General features: G+C 70.5%; 9 protein-coding genes. 3 read left to right on the top strand and 6 right to left on the bottom strand.

The features are described 5' to 3' along the window. Positions 1–155: 155 nt before the first annotated feature. The 5 genes from ABR737_RS21030 to eccD form a co-directional block, all read right to left on the bottom strand. The gene (locus ABR737_RS21030; RefSeq protein ID WP_350251680.1) at positions 156–1343 is read right to left on the bottom strand and encodes a S8 family serine peptidase; all 1188 of its coding nucleotides are present in this window, start codon (positions 1341–1343) and stop codon (positions 156–158) included. Positions 1344–3098: 1755 nt separating this feature from the next. Beyond that, complete coding sequence (locus tag ABR737_RS21025) at positions 3099–3581, bottom strand: DUF2563 family protein (RefSeq protein WP_350251679.1); 483 nt, start codon at positions 3579–3581, stop codon at positions 3099–3101. 204 nt (positions 3582–3785) lie between these two features. Continuing rightward, positions 3786–5072 carry a type VII secretion-associated serine protease mycosin gene (gene mycP, locus ABR737_RS21020; protein WP_498499179.1) on the bottom strand — a complete coding sequence of 429 codons (1287 nt, stop codon included), beginning with the start codon at positions 5070–5072 and terminating at the stop codon, positions 3786–3788. 18 nt (positions 5073–5090) lie between these two features. Further along, positions 5091–6638, bottom strand: coding sequence for a type VII secretion protein EccB (gene eccB, locus ABR737_RS21015; RefSeq protein ID WP_350251678.1), 1548 nt, complete (start codon positions 6636–6638; stop codon positions 5091–5093). Positions 6639–6721: 83 nt separating this feature from the next. Next, complete coding sequence (gene eccD / locus ABR737_RS21010) at positions 6722–8245, bottom strand: type VII secretion integral membrane protein EccD (RefSeq protein ID WP_502964350.1); 1524 nt, start codon at positions 8243–8245, stop codon at positions 6722–6724. 117 nt (positions 8246–8362) lie between these two features. On the opposite strand from eccD, the gene eccCa reads away from it, so the two are divergent. Next, a complete protein-coding gene (gene eccCa / locus ABR737_RS21005) occupies positions 8363–12319 on the top strand; it encodes a type VII secretion protein EccCa (protein ID WP_350251676.1) in 3957 nt (1318 codons plus the stop codon). A 365-nt stretch (positions 12320–12684) separates the two neighbouring features. On the opposite strand, the gene ABR737_RS21000 is transcribed toward eccCa, so the two are convergent. Continuing rightward, positions 12685–12888 (bottom strand): cold-shock protein, encoded by a 204-nt coding sequence (locus tag ABR737_RS21000; protein ID WP_003984261.1) that lies wholly within the window; start codon positions 12886–12888, stop codon positions 12685–12687. Positions 12889–13137: 249 nt separating this feature from the next. On the opposite strand from ABR737_RS21000, the gene ABR737_RS20995 reads away from it, so the two are divergent. Together ABR737_RS20995 and ABR737_RS20990 are read left to right on the top strand one after the other, a co-directional pair. Further along, complete coding sequence (locus ABR737_RS20995) at positions 13138–14037, top strand: menaquinone biosynthetic enzyme MqnA/MqnD family protein (RefSeq protein WP_350251675.1); 900 nt, start codon at positions 13138–13140, stop codon at positions 14035–14037. A 130-nt stretch (positions 14038–14167) separates the two neighbouring features. Next, on the top strand, positions 14168–16081 hold the full coding sequence (locus ABR737_RS20990) for a serine/threonine-protein kinase (protein ID WP_350251674.1): 1914 nt from the start codon (positions 14168–14170) through the stop codon (positions 16079–16081). Positions 16082–16251: the final 170 nt, after the last annotated feature.

Raw genomic sequence — 16251 nt, 5'->3', positions numbered from 1 at the left:
GAAGAGCTGAGTGAGAGGTCTTGGTTTTCAGCTCGGGTTGTTGGCCGTATCTCGAGAGATGCGGTTTCTGCGCCGGCTGCTCGTGGCGTGGGCAGCCGGAGTTCTGGTTGTTCTGCGGTGTTCGTCGGCCGTTACGTCCGCCGATAGGTCCGTCATCACGTCCGCCGTCGCCGGACGATGATCAGTCCGCCGGCTGCCAGGGCCGCGACTGCTGCGGCCAGTCCGGCAGTGAGGGGCCAGGGCAGTGAGCTGTCCGGGCGGTCGGCCGGTTTATGCGCGGCGTCGGCTGCTGAGTTGTCCGCCCTCGACTGCGGGGTCTTGGGCGGTGCGGTGGTTCCGCGGGCGGCAAGCAGCGGGTTGATGTCGGCGGGGCCGGGGTCGCCCTCCTTGTCCAGGAGCACCTTCCGGGGGCGGACGATGCCGTAGCCGAGGTATTCGCTCGGGACCTTGCCGTCCTCCGGCTTGCCGGCGGTCTCCATCATGACCCGCAGGACCTGGTTGTTCGTCCAGGTGGGGTGGGCGGACCAGATCAGGGCGGCGGAGGCCGAGGCGATGGCGGTGGCTTGGGTGGTGCCGTCCGCTGTGCAGCCCAGAAGTTCCTTTGTGCAGCGAGTTGGAATGCTGACCCCAGGCGCTGCCAGTGTTACCTGGGGCCCATGGACGGAGAACTTCGCTGCCTTCAGGGACTTGTCCACTGCCCCGACGCCGACAACTCCAGGGAGACTTGAGGGATAGACGGGAGCGTTGCCTTTGGCGCCGTTGTTCCCTGTGCCGGCGAAGATCAGGCTCCCCTTCTTGTTCGCATAGTCAACCGCCGGTTGGAGCGCATCTTTCGCTGCTTTTCCAGCAGGCCCGGCGCGGGAGATGTTGATGACCTTTGCTCCCTGATCCGCTGCGTAGCGGATGGAATTCGCCATGCTGAGGATCCCGTTCGCCCCCTGGGCTCTGATGGGGAGCACCTTTGACCCGGGTGCCAGTCCCCAGGCGTTCGGCCCGCTCCGTTTGCCGGCGATGACCACGGCCACGCCCGTCCCATGGCCCTCACCGTCGTAGTGTGCGCCGCGCTCCTCGCCTGAGAAGTCCTTGCCCGGCAGCACTTGACCGTTCAGTTCGGGTACGGAGCTGTCGACGCCACTGTCGATCACAGCAACGGTGACGCCTACTCCCGTGCTGCTCTGCCACATCCGTTCGGCCTGCATTGCGTCCAGGTACCACTGGTGGGATCTTTTGTCCTCCGCAGCGGCTGCGGGTGCGAACGAGCCCAGGCACAGTGCCGTGAGGCATAACACCGCAGTAGTCGGCAGCTGGCCCTTCCACTGCACACGAATTTCCGCACGAGTCACGGTGCGTGTCCTCCTTCCCATTGCCGAATCACGCCAGGGCTACTCGATCACTGGGGGAACAACTGCTGGGCCCTGCGCCGTCCACATCTCTTCTTCTTCCTGGAGATAGCTCGGCCGCTGCGTGGAGGGGCGCCTCTTGCCCTGGTGGGACGGGGCTCCGGCCAGGGGGAGCGTGCCGCCGGAGGCGTTGCTTCGCGTCAGTCCCGATCCGCCGGACGTGAAGTCACCTGCCCGGAGACGAGAGGCCTCTGCTCGTCCGCTTTTCCCGCCTGGCTCAGAAATGCGCCCCGTCGTGGAGGGTCCGGCGGCGGCACCTTCGGCGATGCCTCCTGAGCTGCTATTACCGGGCAGGGAGCGGTGCAGCCCGGAGCGCTGCTCACCTCCTGCCACTGCTTCGCCGGGCCCTGTGCCCACGGTTCCACCGGGCTCGTATGCCAGACGACGTCCAGAACCGCCTCGCATGCCTTGGCTTACACCGTTCCCTGTACCTCCCGGGATGCCGCCGCCCGTGAGGCCGCGAGCATGCGAACCACGTTCCTCGCCCATGACGGATCCACGAGCTTTTCCAAAGGCCTCTCCAGGCGGGGGGAGAGGGCGCTGACCGGAGTTTCCCATTCCGTCTTGTGGTGTAACGCCTCTACCGCCTGGAGGATTCCCTCCGCCCTGGACAGGCCGGGGCGTGATCGCGCCGCGCTCCTCCCCGATGACGGCCCCTCCTGGCAACCGGGCACGCCCAGTGGCGGTTCCGCCGCGTTGGGCATTGCCCCCGATGATGCCGTCGCCCGTGGTGCTGCGGGGCTTTTGCTGCACCCTGCCCGGGCCTCCAGTTACTGGTTGCGAGCCTCTCGTCGTGCCGTCACGCCCGATAGGCGCTTTCCTACCCCCGGCAGGGGGCACGGTGCTGGGCACGTTGGTACTTTGAGAGTCGGGGAAACTGCCGGGCTGAGAGCGGGTGGTATCCCCGTGAGGCGGTGCCGCATCGGCTGTGGTGACGGGTGCAGTGGAGTCGACGGACGTACTCACCTGTTGGACCCGCTGGCCACCCGTGACCGGCTGGGCAGTTCCTGCGTGGTGCTCTCCGCGGCTATCGCTTGACGAAGGAGTAGTGGCCCCTGCACTGCCTCTGGCGTCCGCATTTCGACTGGCCATGGGCTGGTCCAGAACATAACTCGTATCAAGGCCATCGTCCCAGGGCTCCGGCACAAACCCAGAAGCCGGCCGGAAGTTGGGCGCCTCCTGCTGCGCGATTTTCTCCTGGGCCGTCCGGTAGTAGGACGCCAGCCGGCTCATCTCGCCGATGGCAGCTTCCCTGTCCGGGTCTTTGGTGAGGGCGGTGACCCCGTTCGCCTTTCCGGGGTCCGTCTCCACGAAATTCCGCAGTTCGGGAGGCTTGGGCATCAGTTTGGCCTGGCCCAGTGCGGTTGCGGCATCGACCATTGCTTCGCCGGTGTTTTTGGCGTAGTGGCCCAGTTTGCGGCTTTCCCTGGCGGTTTCCCTGGTCCAGTCGTCGAAAGCCTGGGCGCCCTCGCCTTTCCAGTGGGCCTGGGTCTGCCGGGCGTATGCCTCGAGGTCGTGGGTGATTCTGGCGATCTCTTTGCCTGCGTCGACCAGGTCGGATCCCATCACGATGATGTGCAGGTGATCGGCGTCGGCCACCATGTCGTAGAGCGTCTGATGGGACGCTTGCTCGAAGTTGGTGCAACCCTGAATGCCTAAGTCGACGGTGTTGCCTGCCATGTCCGTTCCCCCCTTGCCTCAGATGCCGTCGGAGCCCGCGGACCGGCCGTCGCCCAGTTCCGGACCGGTGGTGCCGGCGGGCTGGTGCGGGGGCTGTGGTGCCTTGTAGAGGCCTTGGGTACGACGTTGGATCGCGGCCAGGCGGTTCCGGACGTCGGCATCCACCGCTTCGTAGTCCCGGCCGATGAACTCGGTTCCGAGGCTCAGCGCCTCGATCTGGTCGCCGAACGCTTTGGAGAAAGTTTCGAGTTGGGACAATACTTTTTCGTAGGTGTCCGCGATGCCCTGCGCCTCGACGAATCCCTGGCCGAAGGAAGACGGAGGGATCTTGCGATGGCCGATCGCGCGGTGATCCGCATTTGATCCCTTGAGCTGGTCCAGCAGGTCGTCCACGCGCTGTTTCAGCTTCTTCAGCTCCTCGGGATCGACCTCGAACGACCCGCCTCCGGCGCCGGTGCCCGCGCCGTTCACCTGCACGCCTGTGTTCGCGTCGGACCCCATAGTGACTCCCCCGTAAGTCAGACCCGTAAGTCAGAAACTTCAGGAGTCACTGTAGTCACCACCTCTGACAACGAACGGTGGTGTTTGGCCGGTACCGTTCAGAATTCGCCAATGGCGCGTGCCTTCACCGCGAGCCCGGGGCGAAGGCAGCGGCAGCCGGTTTTCCCGGTCATGTGGTCTTATTCCGGTGAAACCTGAGTACGGCTACTCATTGACTTGTCCCGCGGCGGGCGCAGAGGGCGCCGCGGAAGCTGCCGCGTGGCGGCGAATGTCCCGTCGGACGACCGCCACTCCCACGATGACCGCGACCGCAACGCCCCCTGCCCCCACTCCGTATGTCGCATATCGCTCCCTCCGGTCCTGCGGAGTCTCACCGTCCACCGGGGTGACCGGGTCCGGGGGAGCGGCCCGGGGCGGGCCGTCGTCCGCGCTCGCGTGGTCGAGGGGGTGGTCGTCCTCGGTCAGGGCGCGTACGGGATCGACGACGCCCCAGCCCACGAAGCTGTCGCGGCCGTTGACGGAGCGCTCGGCGGTCTGCTCGATCTGGGCGACGATCTGGTACTCCTTCCAGTCGCGGTGCTTGGCCCGCAGGAGGGCCGCGATACCGGCGGCATAAGGAGCCGAGAAGCTGGTGCCGTTGTCGACGCACTGGCCGCCCTTGGGGACGGTGGAGACCATGTCCACCCCGGGAGCGGCGACGCCGATGAAGTCGCCGCTCTGGGAGAAGGCGGCGCGCTCGTTGTTGCGGTCGGAGGAGGCGACGGCCAGGACGCCCGGGTACGACGCCGGGTAGGTCTTCTTGAGGCGGCCGTCGAAGCCGTCGTTGCCGGCGGAGGCCACCACGACGATGTTCTTGCGCCGTGCCTCGCGGACCGCCTGGGCGAGGCGGGAGTCCGCAGGGACGGGCTGTGTTGTGTCCTGGGAGATATTGATGATGTCGGCCTTCGCGGCCACGGCCGCTTGGATGGCCGCGGTCAGCGTGCCGACGTTTCCGGTGCCCTTCTCGTCGTTCTGACGGAGGGGGATGACGGTCGCCTCGGGGGCCAGGCCGACGAAGCCGGTGCCGGGGCGCGGGCGGGCCGCGATGATGCCCGCGACCTTGGTGCCGTGGCCGACCGGATCGTAGGTGCCGTCCTTGGGCGCCTTGGGATCCGCGTCGTCGCCCTTGCCGAGGAAGTCCCGGCCGGACGTGGCCTCGACGGCGTCGGTGAGCTGCGGGTTGGTGCGGTCGACGCCCGTGTCGATCACCGCGACCCGGACCGGCCGGCCGTCTTCGTCACGGCCCTTGGTGCTCTGCCACAGGCGGTCGAAGACGATCCGCTGCAGGGCCCACGGCCGCTCCTTGATCTGCTGCTTCATGGGGAAGGTGCAGGCGCCGTTGCCTTCCGGGACCGGAGTGGTGCCCTCCGGTCCTGCCGCCGTCGCAGGGGCGGCGGCCAGCGCCACGAGCAGCGCGCCCGTGCCCCAGGCCGCGGTTGTCTTCCTCCGCACCGTGGTGACTCCGTTTCCCTACGAGCCCTGGGGCTGCCGTGCGGCGTTGGTGTCCAGCCGAGGGCCCATCGGCAGGAACTGCGACCAGTTCGCCGGGACACGCACGGGCTTGAGTCCCTTGTAACCGAGCAGCATTTGCGCCCGGTACGTCTCCTGCTGCGGCGCGCCCCGGCTCTGCCCGGTGTCCTTGGCGTCCGCACCGATGCCGGAGGGCTTGGTGCTGCTGTCGTTGTTCGTCTGTACGCCGTACCGCAGGCCGGTGTCCGTCACCAGGAAGCGCCCTCCCGATGTCCCGTCTCCGGCCTGGATCTGCTGGTAGAACAGCCCGGTTCCGGGCGTCACATAGGCGCTGGTCCCGCCGTTGACGACCGGCTGGGGATAGTCCGTCCCGGCCCAGGTGCTGAGCTGGGTGCCGCCGGACGGGGACACGGTGCGCAGCACGCTGCAGACCGTGTCCCGTCGGCCCGGTGCCGCAGCGGTGTTGGCCTGCGCGGCGGCCGGCTGCGGCCACTTCTTCTCCGCGAAGAGGTTCCCGCCCTTCGGGGTGAAGGACTGCGCGTTCACCTCCGTCGGCTCGTTGTGCTGCTGGAGCCGGCCGGTCTGCGGGGAGAAGAGCAGCAGCCGTGCGACGAAGTCCGACACCGGCCGGACCTCGCCGGGCAGCACGACGTACTGCTGTGCTCCGGAGCCCGTCGTGGCGCGGAGCACCATGCCGACCCGGTCGTCTCGGGGGTCCAGGCCCTTGATGCCGGCCCGCCGCCCGACGGACCGCGGAAGGGAGGGGAAGCCGATCGGCGTGCCGTCGTGGAACGTGGCCAGCCAGTCCTTGGTGACCTGCTGCGGCGGCCGGCTCCCCACCAGCGCACGCAGCAGCAGTTCGGATTCCTTGCCGGAACTGCCGCCGTCGATGCGGTACTTGGTGCCCTGGGGGCCGATCAGATAGCGGGCGCCGGACGCGCCGGTTTCCTGGACGTAGAGCACCTGGCCGCCGCGCAGCCGGCCCGGTCCCTCCACCTTGTGCTCGTCGCGGGCGGCGAAGAGGAACGTGGCCTTCTGTACGGCTTTGCCGTTGCTGCCAGGCTGCTCGCACACCGCCCAGCGCTTGCTCTTCTGCGCTTCCGGGGCCTCGGGGATGCGGTCGGGGGCGTACGGGATGCCCAGGGTCGGTCCGTGCGGGATCTTCCCGCTGTCGAGTTCGTGCTCATCGACCTTGAGGACGTCGAACTGTTCGGTCTTCAGCAGCAGCCGGGCGGAGGCCATGTTGAGGACGGGGTGGAGCTGCGGCTTGCCGTCCGTGGTGAGCACGACGTAGAGGGTGGCCGACTGGCTGCCCAGGAGGACGTGTGCGCCCGGCGTGTTCCAGCCCTTGGGGGCCTGCGGCCGGAACATGCCCCAGGCGCCGAAGCCCGCGAGCACGAGCGCGGCGATGACCAGGCCGGGAAGCACGGCACGCAGCGGATGCGGGGCACCCTCGTCGGTACGGTCCGGGGAGGGCTGCAGGAAGGCCGCCACGAGTCGTTTCTTGGCGAAGGTGTAGCCGTTGAGCTCGTCCCGCCGTGATGCCATGGTGCTGAGTTCCCCCTGAGACCGTTACCCGAGTGCCGGCCGTGTGTGCGTGCGGCCACGACCGTCCTTGCCGACGCGTCGCGTCACCCGCTGGTCATGCTGCGTGCCCGGCCGTACAGGTCCAGGACCGCCAGACACAGCGGCATCAGGGACAGCAGGAGCAGTCCGTCGGTGAGATCGAGAGCGCGCCCCCAGAAGGGCGTGAGCCCCCGCTTCGGCACGGTCAGCGCCACCAGGGTCACCAGCGCCACCCCGCCCGCCAGAGCGAGTGCCAGCCAGAGGGTGCGGAGGTCGAGCTGGGCACGGTCGCCCGCGGCGAAGTCGGTGAGCGCGCCGGCCGGCGGAGCGAGGGCCATCCCCAGGACGAGCAGGGCCAGCGCCCCGAACCCCGCGATGATCACGCAGGCCACCTGCGCGGTGTAGCGGAAGAGCCGGGCGCGCAGCAGCGTGGCGAGGCCGGCGGCGAGGGTCAGCAGACGTCCCCATGCCGATTCCGACGGACCGAGCACGGCAGCGGCCGCGATGACCACCGCACAGCAGCCGCCCAGCAGCCCCAGCAGCAGTTCATGGCCGCGGCGCGCCTGTGCGGCGATGCCGTCCATGTCCACGAGGTCTTCGGCGGACATCGCCCCGCCCGGGCCCGCTTCCGCCTCCCGCTCGGCCAGGCTGCGCGGTGTGGCGTAGCCGATGGGGAGCCTGGCCAGACGCGTGGCGAGGGCGGGAAGAAAGGCCATCAGGCCGATGGCCACCGGGAGGCAGACGGCCGCGGCCCGGGCGGCCGGGGCCTCGGCGATGAGGGCGAGGAAGGACGAGAGGGTGCCGGCGGCCGTCACGAACGTGGCCCCGATGAACGGGGCATCGCCCTGCGGCGACAGCGCGACCAGCGCGACGGACACGACGAGCGCGGCGATGCAGCCCAGCAGGAATTGCAGCCGTCCGGCCCCCTGGCCGGCGTCGGGGCCGACGATCCCCGAGCCCGCGCACCAGACGGCAGGTAACGCTCCCAGGCCCAGCGCCACGGCCGACGGCTGGTCGCGGTAGACCCGGGCGCGGACACCGGCGAACGCGGCCGCCAGCAGCCCCGCGACGGCGGCGATCACGCCGGGCAGGCCGTGCATGTCGTGACGTAAGGGATCGGCGCACCACAGCACGAACCCCACGAGGGCGAGCAGCACGCCCACCCCCACCAGGCCGGCGCCGCGCAGCATGCCGTCGCTCCACAGGCGGCGGTCCCGGGCGACGGCGGAGGCCACGGCGTCGGACACCTCGTCGTAGACGGCCGGCGGCAGGGACTGCGCGAAGGGCCGTAAGTGCAGCATCTCGCCGTCGACGACCCGCTGGTCGGCGAGCGAGCGGGAACTGTCCAGCGCGCTGCCGTCGCTCCGGAAGAGGTAGTAGCCGGTCGGCGCGTCCGCGGGCTGGGTCTGCCGGGTCAGCCGCAGTACTTCCGGATAGACGTCGGAGACGGCGATGTTCTCGGGCAGTGCCACATCGATACGGCTGTCGGGCGCGACCACGGTCACCCTGCGGAAACCGGTCCCCACGCTCGTTCGCACTTCTTCCCCCTGTCCGCCACCCGGTCCTGCGCCCGGCCGGCCGTGACACATGATCCTTCCCCATCGGCCACATTAGTCGGCAGTAGGATCGTCCGATGCGGAAGGCGCCGTCGCCAGGGGGGTGAGCGGTACGGAGATTTCCCTTCCGCGCCGAGGGATGGGTGCGCGGTGAGCCAGATTGTCGTCAAGCGTCCGCCGCGGGCGCTGCCGCCCGTGGTCCCCACGGACGAGTTACGCCTCGAATCGCCGCCGGAACTCCCGCGTGGCCAGCAGGAGGGCGTGCTGATGCAGCTCCTGCCGATGATCGGCATGGGCTCGTCGGTGGTGTTCTTCTTCATGCCGGGCATGCCCGGCTTCATGCGCATCATGGGTGCGCTGATGCTTGCCTCGACGCTCGGCATGGTGATCGCACAGGTCGTCCGCTACCGCCGGGGCACCCAGGGAGAGATGGCGCAAAGTCGCCGTGACTACCTGAAGTATCTGGCGCAGACCCGGCGCCGGATCCGCCGTACGGCAGCGTCGCAGCGCAACGCCCAGCACTACCTCCATCCCGCTCCCGACCAGCTGTGGGCGGTGGTCGCCGAAGGCCGCCGGGTCTGGGAACGGCGGATCGGTGACGCCGACTTCGGCCAGGCCCGTATCGGCCTGGGCACCCAGCAGCTCGCCACCCCGCTCATCGCTCCCGACACCGCGCCCGTCGACGAGCTCGAACCGCTCACCGCGGGGGTCATGCAGCGCTTCCTCACCGCCCACGGCTCGCTGCGGCACATGCCGGTCGCGGTCTCGATGCGCGCCTTCTACCACCTCACCGTCTCCGGCGACCCGGAGTCCGCCCAGGGCGCCGCACGGGCCCTGATCGGCCAACTCGTCACGCTGCACTCGCCACAGGACCTCATGGTCGCCGTGGTCGCGTCCCCCGGTGCCCTCGCCCGGTGGGACTGGACCAAGTGGCTGCCGCACGCCCAGCTTCCCCAGTCTGTGGACGGGGCCGGCACCAAGCGCCTCTTCGGCGACGACCTCGCCGAACTCGAAACCCTCCTGGGCGACCAGCTGGCCGACCGCCCGCGCTTCAGCCGGGACGCACCGCCGCTGCTGGACCGGCCGCACCTCGTGGTCGTCCTGGACGGCGGAATGGTCCCCCCGGACTCCGCCTTCGCCGCTCCCGAGGGGCTGCAGGGCGTCACCGTCGTCGAGGTCGTCCCGGGGGAACTCGGCGAACCGCGCGGCGGCCTGTCCGTCCAGGTCCATCCGGCCCGCCTCCGTCTGGAATCCGCCGTCTCCGTCTACGACGGCACCCCCGACACGCTCTCCCCCGAACGCGCCGACACGCTCGCCCGCCGGCTCGCCCCGTTACGGATCGAGGGCACCGATGACGACGAGCCGCTGCTCGCCAATCTCGACTTCACCGATCTGCTCGACCTCGGCGACCCCGCCTCGGTGGACACCGCCCGCACCTGGCGCCCCCGCTCCCAGGCCGAACGCCTCCGGGTGCCGCTCGGCATCGACGAGGCCGGACGGCCGGTCATGCTCGACCTCAAGGAGGCCGCGCAGAACGGCATGGGCCCGCACGGCCTGTGCGTCGGCGCCACCGGGTCCGGAAAGTCCGAACTCCTGCGCACCCTCGTCCTGGGCCTGGCCGTCACCCACTCCTCGGAGACCCTGAACTTCGTGCTGGCGGACTTCAAGGGCGGCGCCACCTTCGCCGGGATGTCGGCTCTTCCGCATGTCGCCGCGGTCATCACCAACCTCGCCGACGACCTCTCCCTGGTCGACCGGATGGGCGACTCCCTCCGCGGTGAACTCCAGCGCCGCCAGGAACTCCTGCGCCAGGCGGGGAACTTCGCCAACATCCACGACTACGAGAAGGCCCGCGCCGCCGGACAGGCGCTGGACCCGCTCTCCTCACTCGTCATCGTCATCGACGAGTTCAGCGAACTGCTGACCGCGAAGCCCGACTTCATCGAGATGTTCATCCAGATCGGCCGCATCGGCCGCTCCCTGGGGGCCCATCTGCTCCTGGCCTCCCAGCGCCTGGAGGAAGGCCGGCTGCGCGGCCTGGACACCTACCTCTCGTACCGCATCGGCCTGCGCACCTTCTCCGGCGCCGAATCCCGTGTTGCCCTGGGCGTCCCCGACGCCTATCACCTCCCCTCCGTCCCCGGCTCGGGCTACCTCAAGTTCGGCACGGACGAGATGACGCGCTTCAAGGCCGCATACGTCTCCGGCCCCGCTCTCCCGGGCGCCGCCGCCACGGACGAGGGCCCGCGCCCCGTCCAGCGGACCGCCGCCCTTTTCCAGGCCCCGCCCGTCCCGCTCGCCGAGGCCGCCCCGGAGCCGGACACCGCCCTGGGCACGGGCACCGGGCCCGCACCGGGCGACGGGCTCGCCGACACCGTCCTGGACGTGATCGTCGGCCGTCTGGAAGGCCAGGGCCCCGCCGCCCACCAGGTCTGGCTCCCGCCCCTGGACAAGGCCCCCGCTCTCGACCAGTTGCTGCCCGCCCTGGTGACCACGCCCGAACGCGGCCTGCACGCCGGGTCCCCGCGCGCCACCGGCGGGTTGACCGTTCCCCTCGGCCTGGTCGACAAGCCCTTCGAGCAGCGCCGCGAAATCCTCCTGCACGACTTCTCCGGAGCCACGGGGCATCTGCTGGTCGTCGGCGGCCCGCAGTCCGGAAAGTCCACCCTGCTGCGCACCCTCATCGGCGCGTTCGCGCTCACCCACACCGCCCGTGAGGTCCAGTTCTACGGACTCGACTTCGGCGGCGGCGCGCTGAGCTCGATGGCGGATCTCCCGCACGTCGGCTCCGTCGCCTCCCGCCTCGACCCCGAGCGCATCCGCCGTACCGTCGCGGAGGTGGCGGGCATCCTGGCCCAGCGGGAAGAGTTCTTCCGCGACCACGGCATCGACACCATCGCCACCTACCGCCGCCGGCGCGCCGAGGGTGCTTTCCCCGACCAGCCCTGGGGCGACGTCTTTCTCCTCATCGACGGCTGGGGCCCCTTCAAGGACGCGTACGAACTGCTCGAACCGGTCGTCACCGACCTCGCCGCCCGTGGCCTCGGCTTCGGCATCCATGTCGTCCTCACCGCCTCCCGGCACATGGAGGTGCGCGCCGCCCTCAAGGACCAGTTGCTCGGGCGCCTTGAACTGCGTCTCGCGGACCCCTTCGACTCCGAATTCGACCGCAAGGCCGCCGCCAATGTTCCCCCTGGCGTCCCCGGCCGCGGCCAGACCCCCGCCAAGCTCCACTTCATGGCGGCCCTCCCGCGTACCGACGCGGCCGGCGCCGGCACCGAACTCGCCGACGCCACGGCCGCCTTCGTCCGGGCGGTCGGGGACGCCTGGCAGGGTCCGCAGGCGCCCGCGGTCCGCCTCCTTCCCCGTAAGGTCCCCGCCGGCCATCTCCCCAAGGGATCCGCCCACCCGGACCGCGGCATCCCCATCGGTATCGACGAGACCCGTCTCGAACCGGTCCATGTCGACTTCGAGACCGATCCCTTTCTGCTGGTCTTCGGCGAAAGCGAATCCGGCAAGACCGCGGCCCTGCGCCACCTCGCCCACAAGATCTCCGAGCGGTACACGTCGGATGAGGCGAAGATCGTCGTCGGTGACTACCGCCGCTCCCTGCTCGGCGCGGTCTCCTCCGGCCATCTCCTCGAATACGCCGCCACCGATGCGGCGCTCACCGGTCACATGGAGGCCCTTGCCGGCCTCATGGAACGCCGCCGGCCGGGCCCGGAGGTCACTCCTCAGCAGCTCCGAGACCGCAGCTGGTGGACCGGCCCCCGCTTCTTCGTGATCATCGACGATTACGACCTGGTCACCTCGTCCGCCGGCAACCCGCTGGCCGTCCTCACCGACCACCTCCCCTTCGCCCGCGACGCCGGTATCCACTTCCTCATCGCCCGCACCACCGCCGGGGTCTCGCGCGCCCTGTTCGAGCCCTTCCTCCAGCGCATCAAGGAGCTCGGAGCCCAGGGCCTGATCCTCTCCGGCGATCCACAGGAAGGGGACATCCTCGGCACCACCCGCCCCCAGCCCCTGCCCGCGGGCCGCGCCCACTTCGTCTCCCGCAAGCGGGGCACGCCCCTGGTGCAGCTGGGGTGGCTGCCTGATCAGTAGCCGGCCGGGCGGCAGCCGGGACCAGCTGGTCCGTGGCCGGGCGGCAGCCGGTCCGTCGCCGCTGCCCAGCAGGTGCCGCTCGGCAGAGGGAACGGACGGGCGTGCCGCACCGGTATTCCGCCGTCCCGGCAGTGCGCCCGGTCCGTCGCCGAGAGGGCGTACGGGCCGGGCGCACAATGCCTCGGCAATTCCGTATTGCGCCCGCCATTCGGGTGTGTCAGGTACCCGACGGTGAAAATTCATGCAGCCGACATTTACCGTGCGGCAAACAAAAGGCAGGAGCCCCGCTCGCCACCGAAGTGGCGGAGCGAGGCTCCTTGGGTACTGCTTAGGGGCGACCTGGAAGGAATTCCGGGCCGGGCAACTTAGACCGGCGTGACGTTCTCCGCCTGCGGACCCTTCGGGCCCTGCGTGACGTCGAAGTTCACCTGCTGGTTCTCCTCCAGGGAGCGGAAGCCAGAGGCGTTGATCGCCGAGTAGTGGACGAAGACATCCGGGCCGCCGCCGTCCTGGGCGATGAAGCCGAAGCCCTTTTCAGCGTTGAACCACTTGACGGTTCCGGTAGCCATAAGCCCTCCTTGGGCCAAAGGGTTGCCCTGCTCCAGAACCTGCAAAGAAGTCTGAAACTACAAGAGCCTGCGGGGTCACATGCTCCGCAGGCTCTGTACTGCAAGGGAAACCAAACTGCAACTTGCGCTGAGCGTAGCATGTGCTGCTCCTGAGGCGGAAGAGCCAAAGATCACGTTTAACCGATGGCACTAACGTCCATACGCCGCCCCGCCGCTCTGCCCCCGGGGACACAGGTCTAGCCTCCGCATGTGGACAATTCAACCTTCGGAGACGCACCCGCGGGAGCCGACGCCGGCCGCCGTCGCAGCCGGCCGCGAGTGGGCCACATCCAGTTCCTCAACTGCCTGCCCCTTTACTGGGGCCTCGCCCGTACGGGCACCCTGCTCGATCTGGACCTCACCAAGGACACGCCGGAGAAGCTCAGCGAGCAGCTGGTCCGCGGGGAGCTCGACATCGCCCCGATCACCCTCGTGGAGTACCTGCGGGCCGCCGACGACCTCGTCGCCTTCCCCGACCTCGCGGTGGGCTGCGACGGCCCGGTGATGTCCTGCGTGATCGTCTCGCAGAAGCCGCTGGAGCAGCTGGACGGTGCCCGGGTCGCCCTCGGCTCGACCTCGCGTACGTCCGTGCGGCTGGCCCAGCTGCTGCTGGCCGAGAAGATCGGCGTGCGGCCGGACTACTACACGTGCCCCCCGGATCTCGGCGTGATGATGCAGGAGGCGGACGCGGCGGTGCTGATCGGCGACGCCGCGCTGCGCGCCAATCTGCACGACGGGCCGCGGCTGGGCCTGGAGGTGCACGACCTGGGCCAGATGTGGAAGGACTGGACGGGCCTGCCCTTCGTCTTCGCTGTCTGGGCGACCCGGCGCGAGTACCTGGAGCGCGAGCCGGCCGTCGTCCGGAAGGTGCACGAAGCGTTTCTGGCCTCGCGCGATCTGTCGCTGGAGGAGGTCGCCAAGGTCGCCGAGCAGGCGGCGCGCTGGGAGACCTTCGACGAGCCGGTCCTGGAGCGGTACTTCACCACGCTCGACTTCCGCTTCGGGCCCGAACAGCTGGGCGGTGTCACGGAATTCGCCCGGCGGGTCGGGCCGACGACCGGGTTCCCTGCCGATGTGAAGGTGTCGCTGCTGGAGCGGTCGGCCGGCTAGTCGGCGGGTGAGCCGTCTCGGCCCGTGGCGTTGCCCCGGAGCGGTGTGGCACGGGCGCCTGCGGACCGGTGCGGGGGCCCGGCAGGGCCCGGGCCATAAGCTGGGTGCGCCGTATCGAGGGGGAGGCGCCATGGAGGCGTTGGCAGCGGATGATCCACGGGTCCTGGGCGGGTACCGGCTGCTGCGCCGGCTCGGCGCGGGCGGGATGGGGCGGGTCTATCTCGGGCGCAGCGCGGGCGGTCGCACCGTCGCCGTGAAGGTCGTCCATGCGCATTTCGCCGCGGACGACCAGTTCCGTGCGCGGTTCCGGCGTGAGATCGAGTCGGCGCGGCGGGTGGGCGGCGCCTGGACCGCCCCGGTGCTGGACGCCGACCCGGACGCGGCCGTGCCCTGGGTCGCCACCGGCTACGCCGCGGGCCCCTCGCTCGCGCAGGCCGTTGCCGACTTCGGACCGCTGGCGGAGCACTCCGTACGGGCGCTGGGCGCCGGGCTGGCCGAGGCGCTGGCCGCGGTGCATGCGCTCGGGCTGGTGCACCGGGACGTCAAGCCGTCCAATGTGCTGCTGACGCTGGACGGGCCGCTGCTGATCGACTTCGGGATCGCGCGGGCCATGGCGGGCACCGCCTCGCTGACCTCGACCGGGGTCTCGGTGGGGTCGCCCGGTTATATGGCGCCCGAGCAGATCCTGGACAAGGCGGCCACGGGCGCCGCGGATGTCTTCTCGCTCGGTGCGGTGCTGGCTTTTGCGGCGACCGGCCTCAGTCCGTTCTCGGGTGATTCCTCCGCTGCCCTGCTCTACAAGGTCGTGCACGAGGAGCCCGAGTTGGGCTCCCGGCTCAGCGGCGACCTGCGGGAGTCGGTGGCCGGCGCGCTTGCCAAGGACCCTGCGGCCCGGCCCGTCCCGGAGGCGTTGGCGGCTTGTCTCGCGGGGGAGGGGAGCGGGGGCGCGACGGGTCTGGTGCGGGCCGGGTGGCTGCCCGGCCCGCTGGTCGAGCGGGTCAGCCGGCAGGCGGTGGAGCTGCTGAACCTGGATGCGGGGGAGGGGACGGCGGAAGCCGGGGGCGCGGCAGGGGTATCGACGGGTGGGGCGGGAACGTCTCCGGGCGGGGCGTTCGGGCCGCCGGATCCCTCATATGCGGCGATAGATCCCTCCCACGGCGCGCCGTCCGGGCTGGTGCCGTTCGAGAGTCCGCTTCCGGCCGGGCCGCCCGGGCCGCCGCCGGGCGCCGCCGGCCTCCCCGGTCAGCCGCCCGGCCCTCCGTCGCAGCCGCCGTCCTGGCCTGTGGCCGGGGCCGCGGCGTCCTCCGCGGCTGCCGGTCACGGGCACCCCGCGACGGCCTGCAGCCATCCTGCGACGGCCGGTGCCGGCCACCCCGCGGCCACCGGCCCGGACCGTCCGCCGTCCGCCTCCGGCATCGCCGACCTGCCCACCGGGGCGCCGCCTGCCGCCCCCAAGGAGCGGCGGATCGCGTTGTCCGCCGCGGCCGGCGGCCCGGGCCGGCCGCGGCGGATGAGCTGCACGCTGGTGCTGTCGGTGGCAGGTGCGCTCGCCGCCGCCACGACGGCCGGGTTCGTCTTCCATCTGATGCCGGGTGGAGACGGCGGCACGGACAACAGGGCGCAGCCGGGCGCCAGGCCGCCGGCCGGCGATGCGCCGACGTCCCGGCCCACCGGACCGGGGGACGCGGCCGGGCACGCCACGGTGGCCAAGGCCTTCCTCGGCACCTGGACGGGCAGCGTCACCACGGTGCACGGCATCCCCAACGGCACGATCACCAGCGTCATCAAGCCCGGCGGCAAAGGCGATTACGTCATCCACACCACCTATGACGCGGTGCTGGTGAAGTGTCAGGCGAAGGCGAAGCTGGAGTCGGCCACGGCGCGGCGGCTGGTGCTCATGGAACGGCCGGACGGCAGGCAGGGGCCCGGCTGTACGGGCAACAAGTCCCGTGTGACGTACGCGCTCGGCAAGGACGGCACGCTCGGCTTCTCCTCGCAGGACGACGCGGGCGGCACGCCGAAGGCGACATTGACCAAGCGTTGAGGCGCGGCCGGGACGGGCAGGGGCCGCCGCCGCCATGCGCTGTCCCGTCTCCAGCTCCGGGCGCTGTCGCGTCTTCGTTCCCCGGGCGCTGTCCGGCTGCAGACCGCTGGGCACTGTCCGCTCGCCGACCGGCGCCGGCCCCGGGCGCCGCCGGAACCCCGCCCGCCCGG

Origin of the sequence: Streptomyces sp. Edi2 (genome assembly GCF_040253635.1) — a bacterium.
In the GTDB taxonomy this organism is placed as follows: domain Bacteria; phylum Actinomycetota; class Actinomycetes; order Streptomycetales; family Streptomycetaceae; genus Streptomyces.
Note: the sequence above shows the minus strand (reverse complement) of the source record. Positions and strands in the feature narration are given on the sequence as shown.

Coding starts and splice junctions, on each gene's coding strand:
- ABR737_RS21025 (WP_350251679.1), bottom strand. CDS start 3,581: ATGGGGTCCGACGCGAACACAGGCGTGCAGGTGAACGGCGCGGGCACC.
- eccB (WP_350251678.1), bottom strand. CDS start 6,638: ATGGCATCACGGCGGGACGAGCTCAACGGCTACACCTTCGCCAAGAAA.
- eccD (WP_502964350.1), bottom strand. CDS start 8,245: ATGTGTCACGGCCGGCCGGGCGCAGGACCGGGTGGCGGACAGGGGGAA.
- ABR737_RS21000 (WP_003984261.1), bottom strand. CDS start 12,888: ATGGCTACCGGAACCGTCAAGTGGTTCAACGCTGAAAAGGGCTTCGGC.
- ABR737_RS20990 (WP_350251674.1), top strand. CDS start 14,168: ATGGAGGCGTTGGCAGCGGATGATCCACGGGTCCTGGGCGGGTACCGG.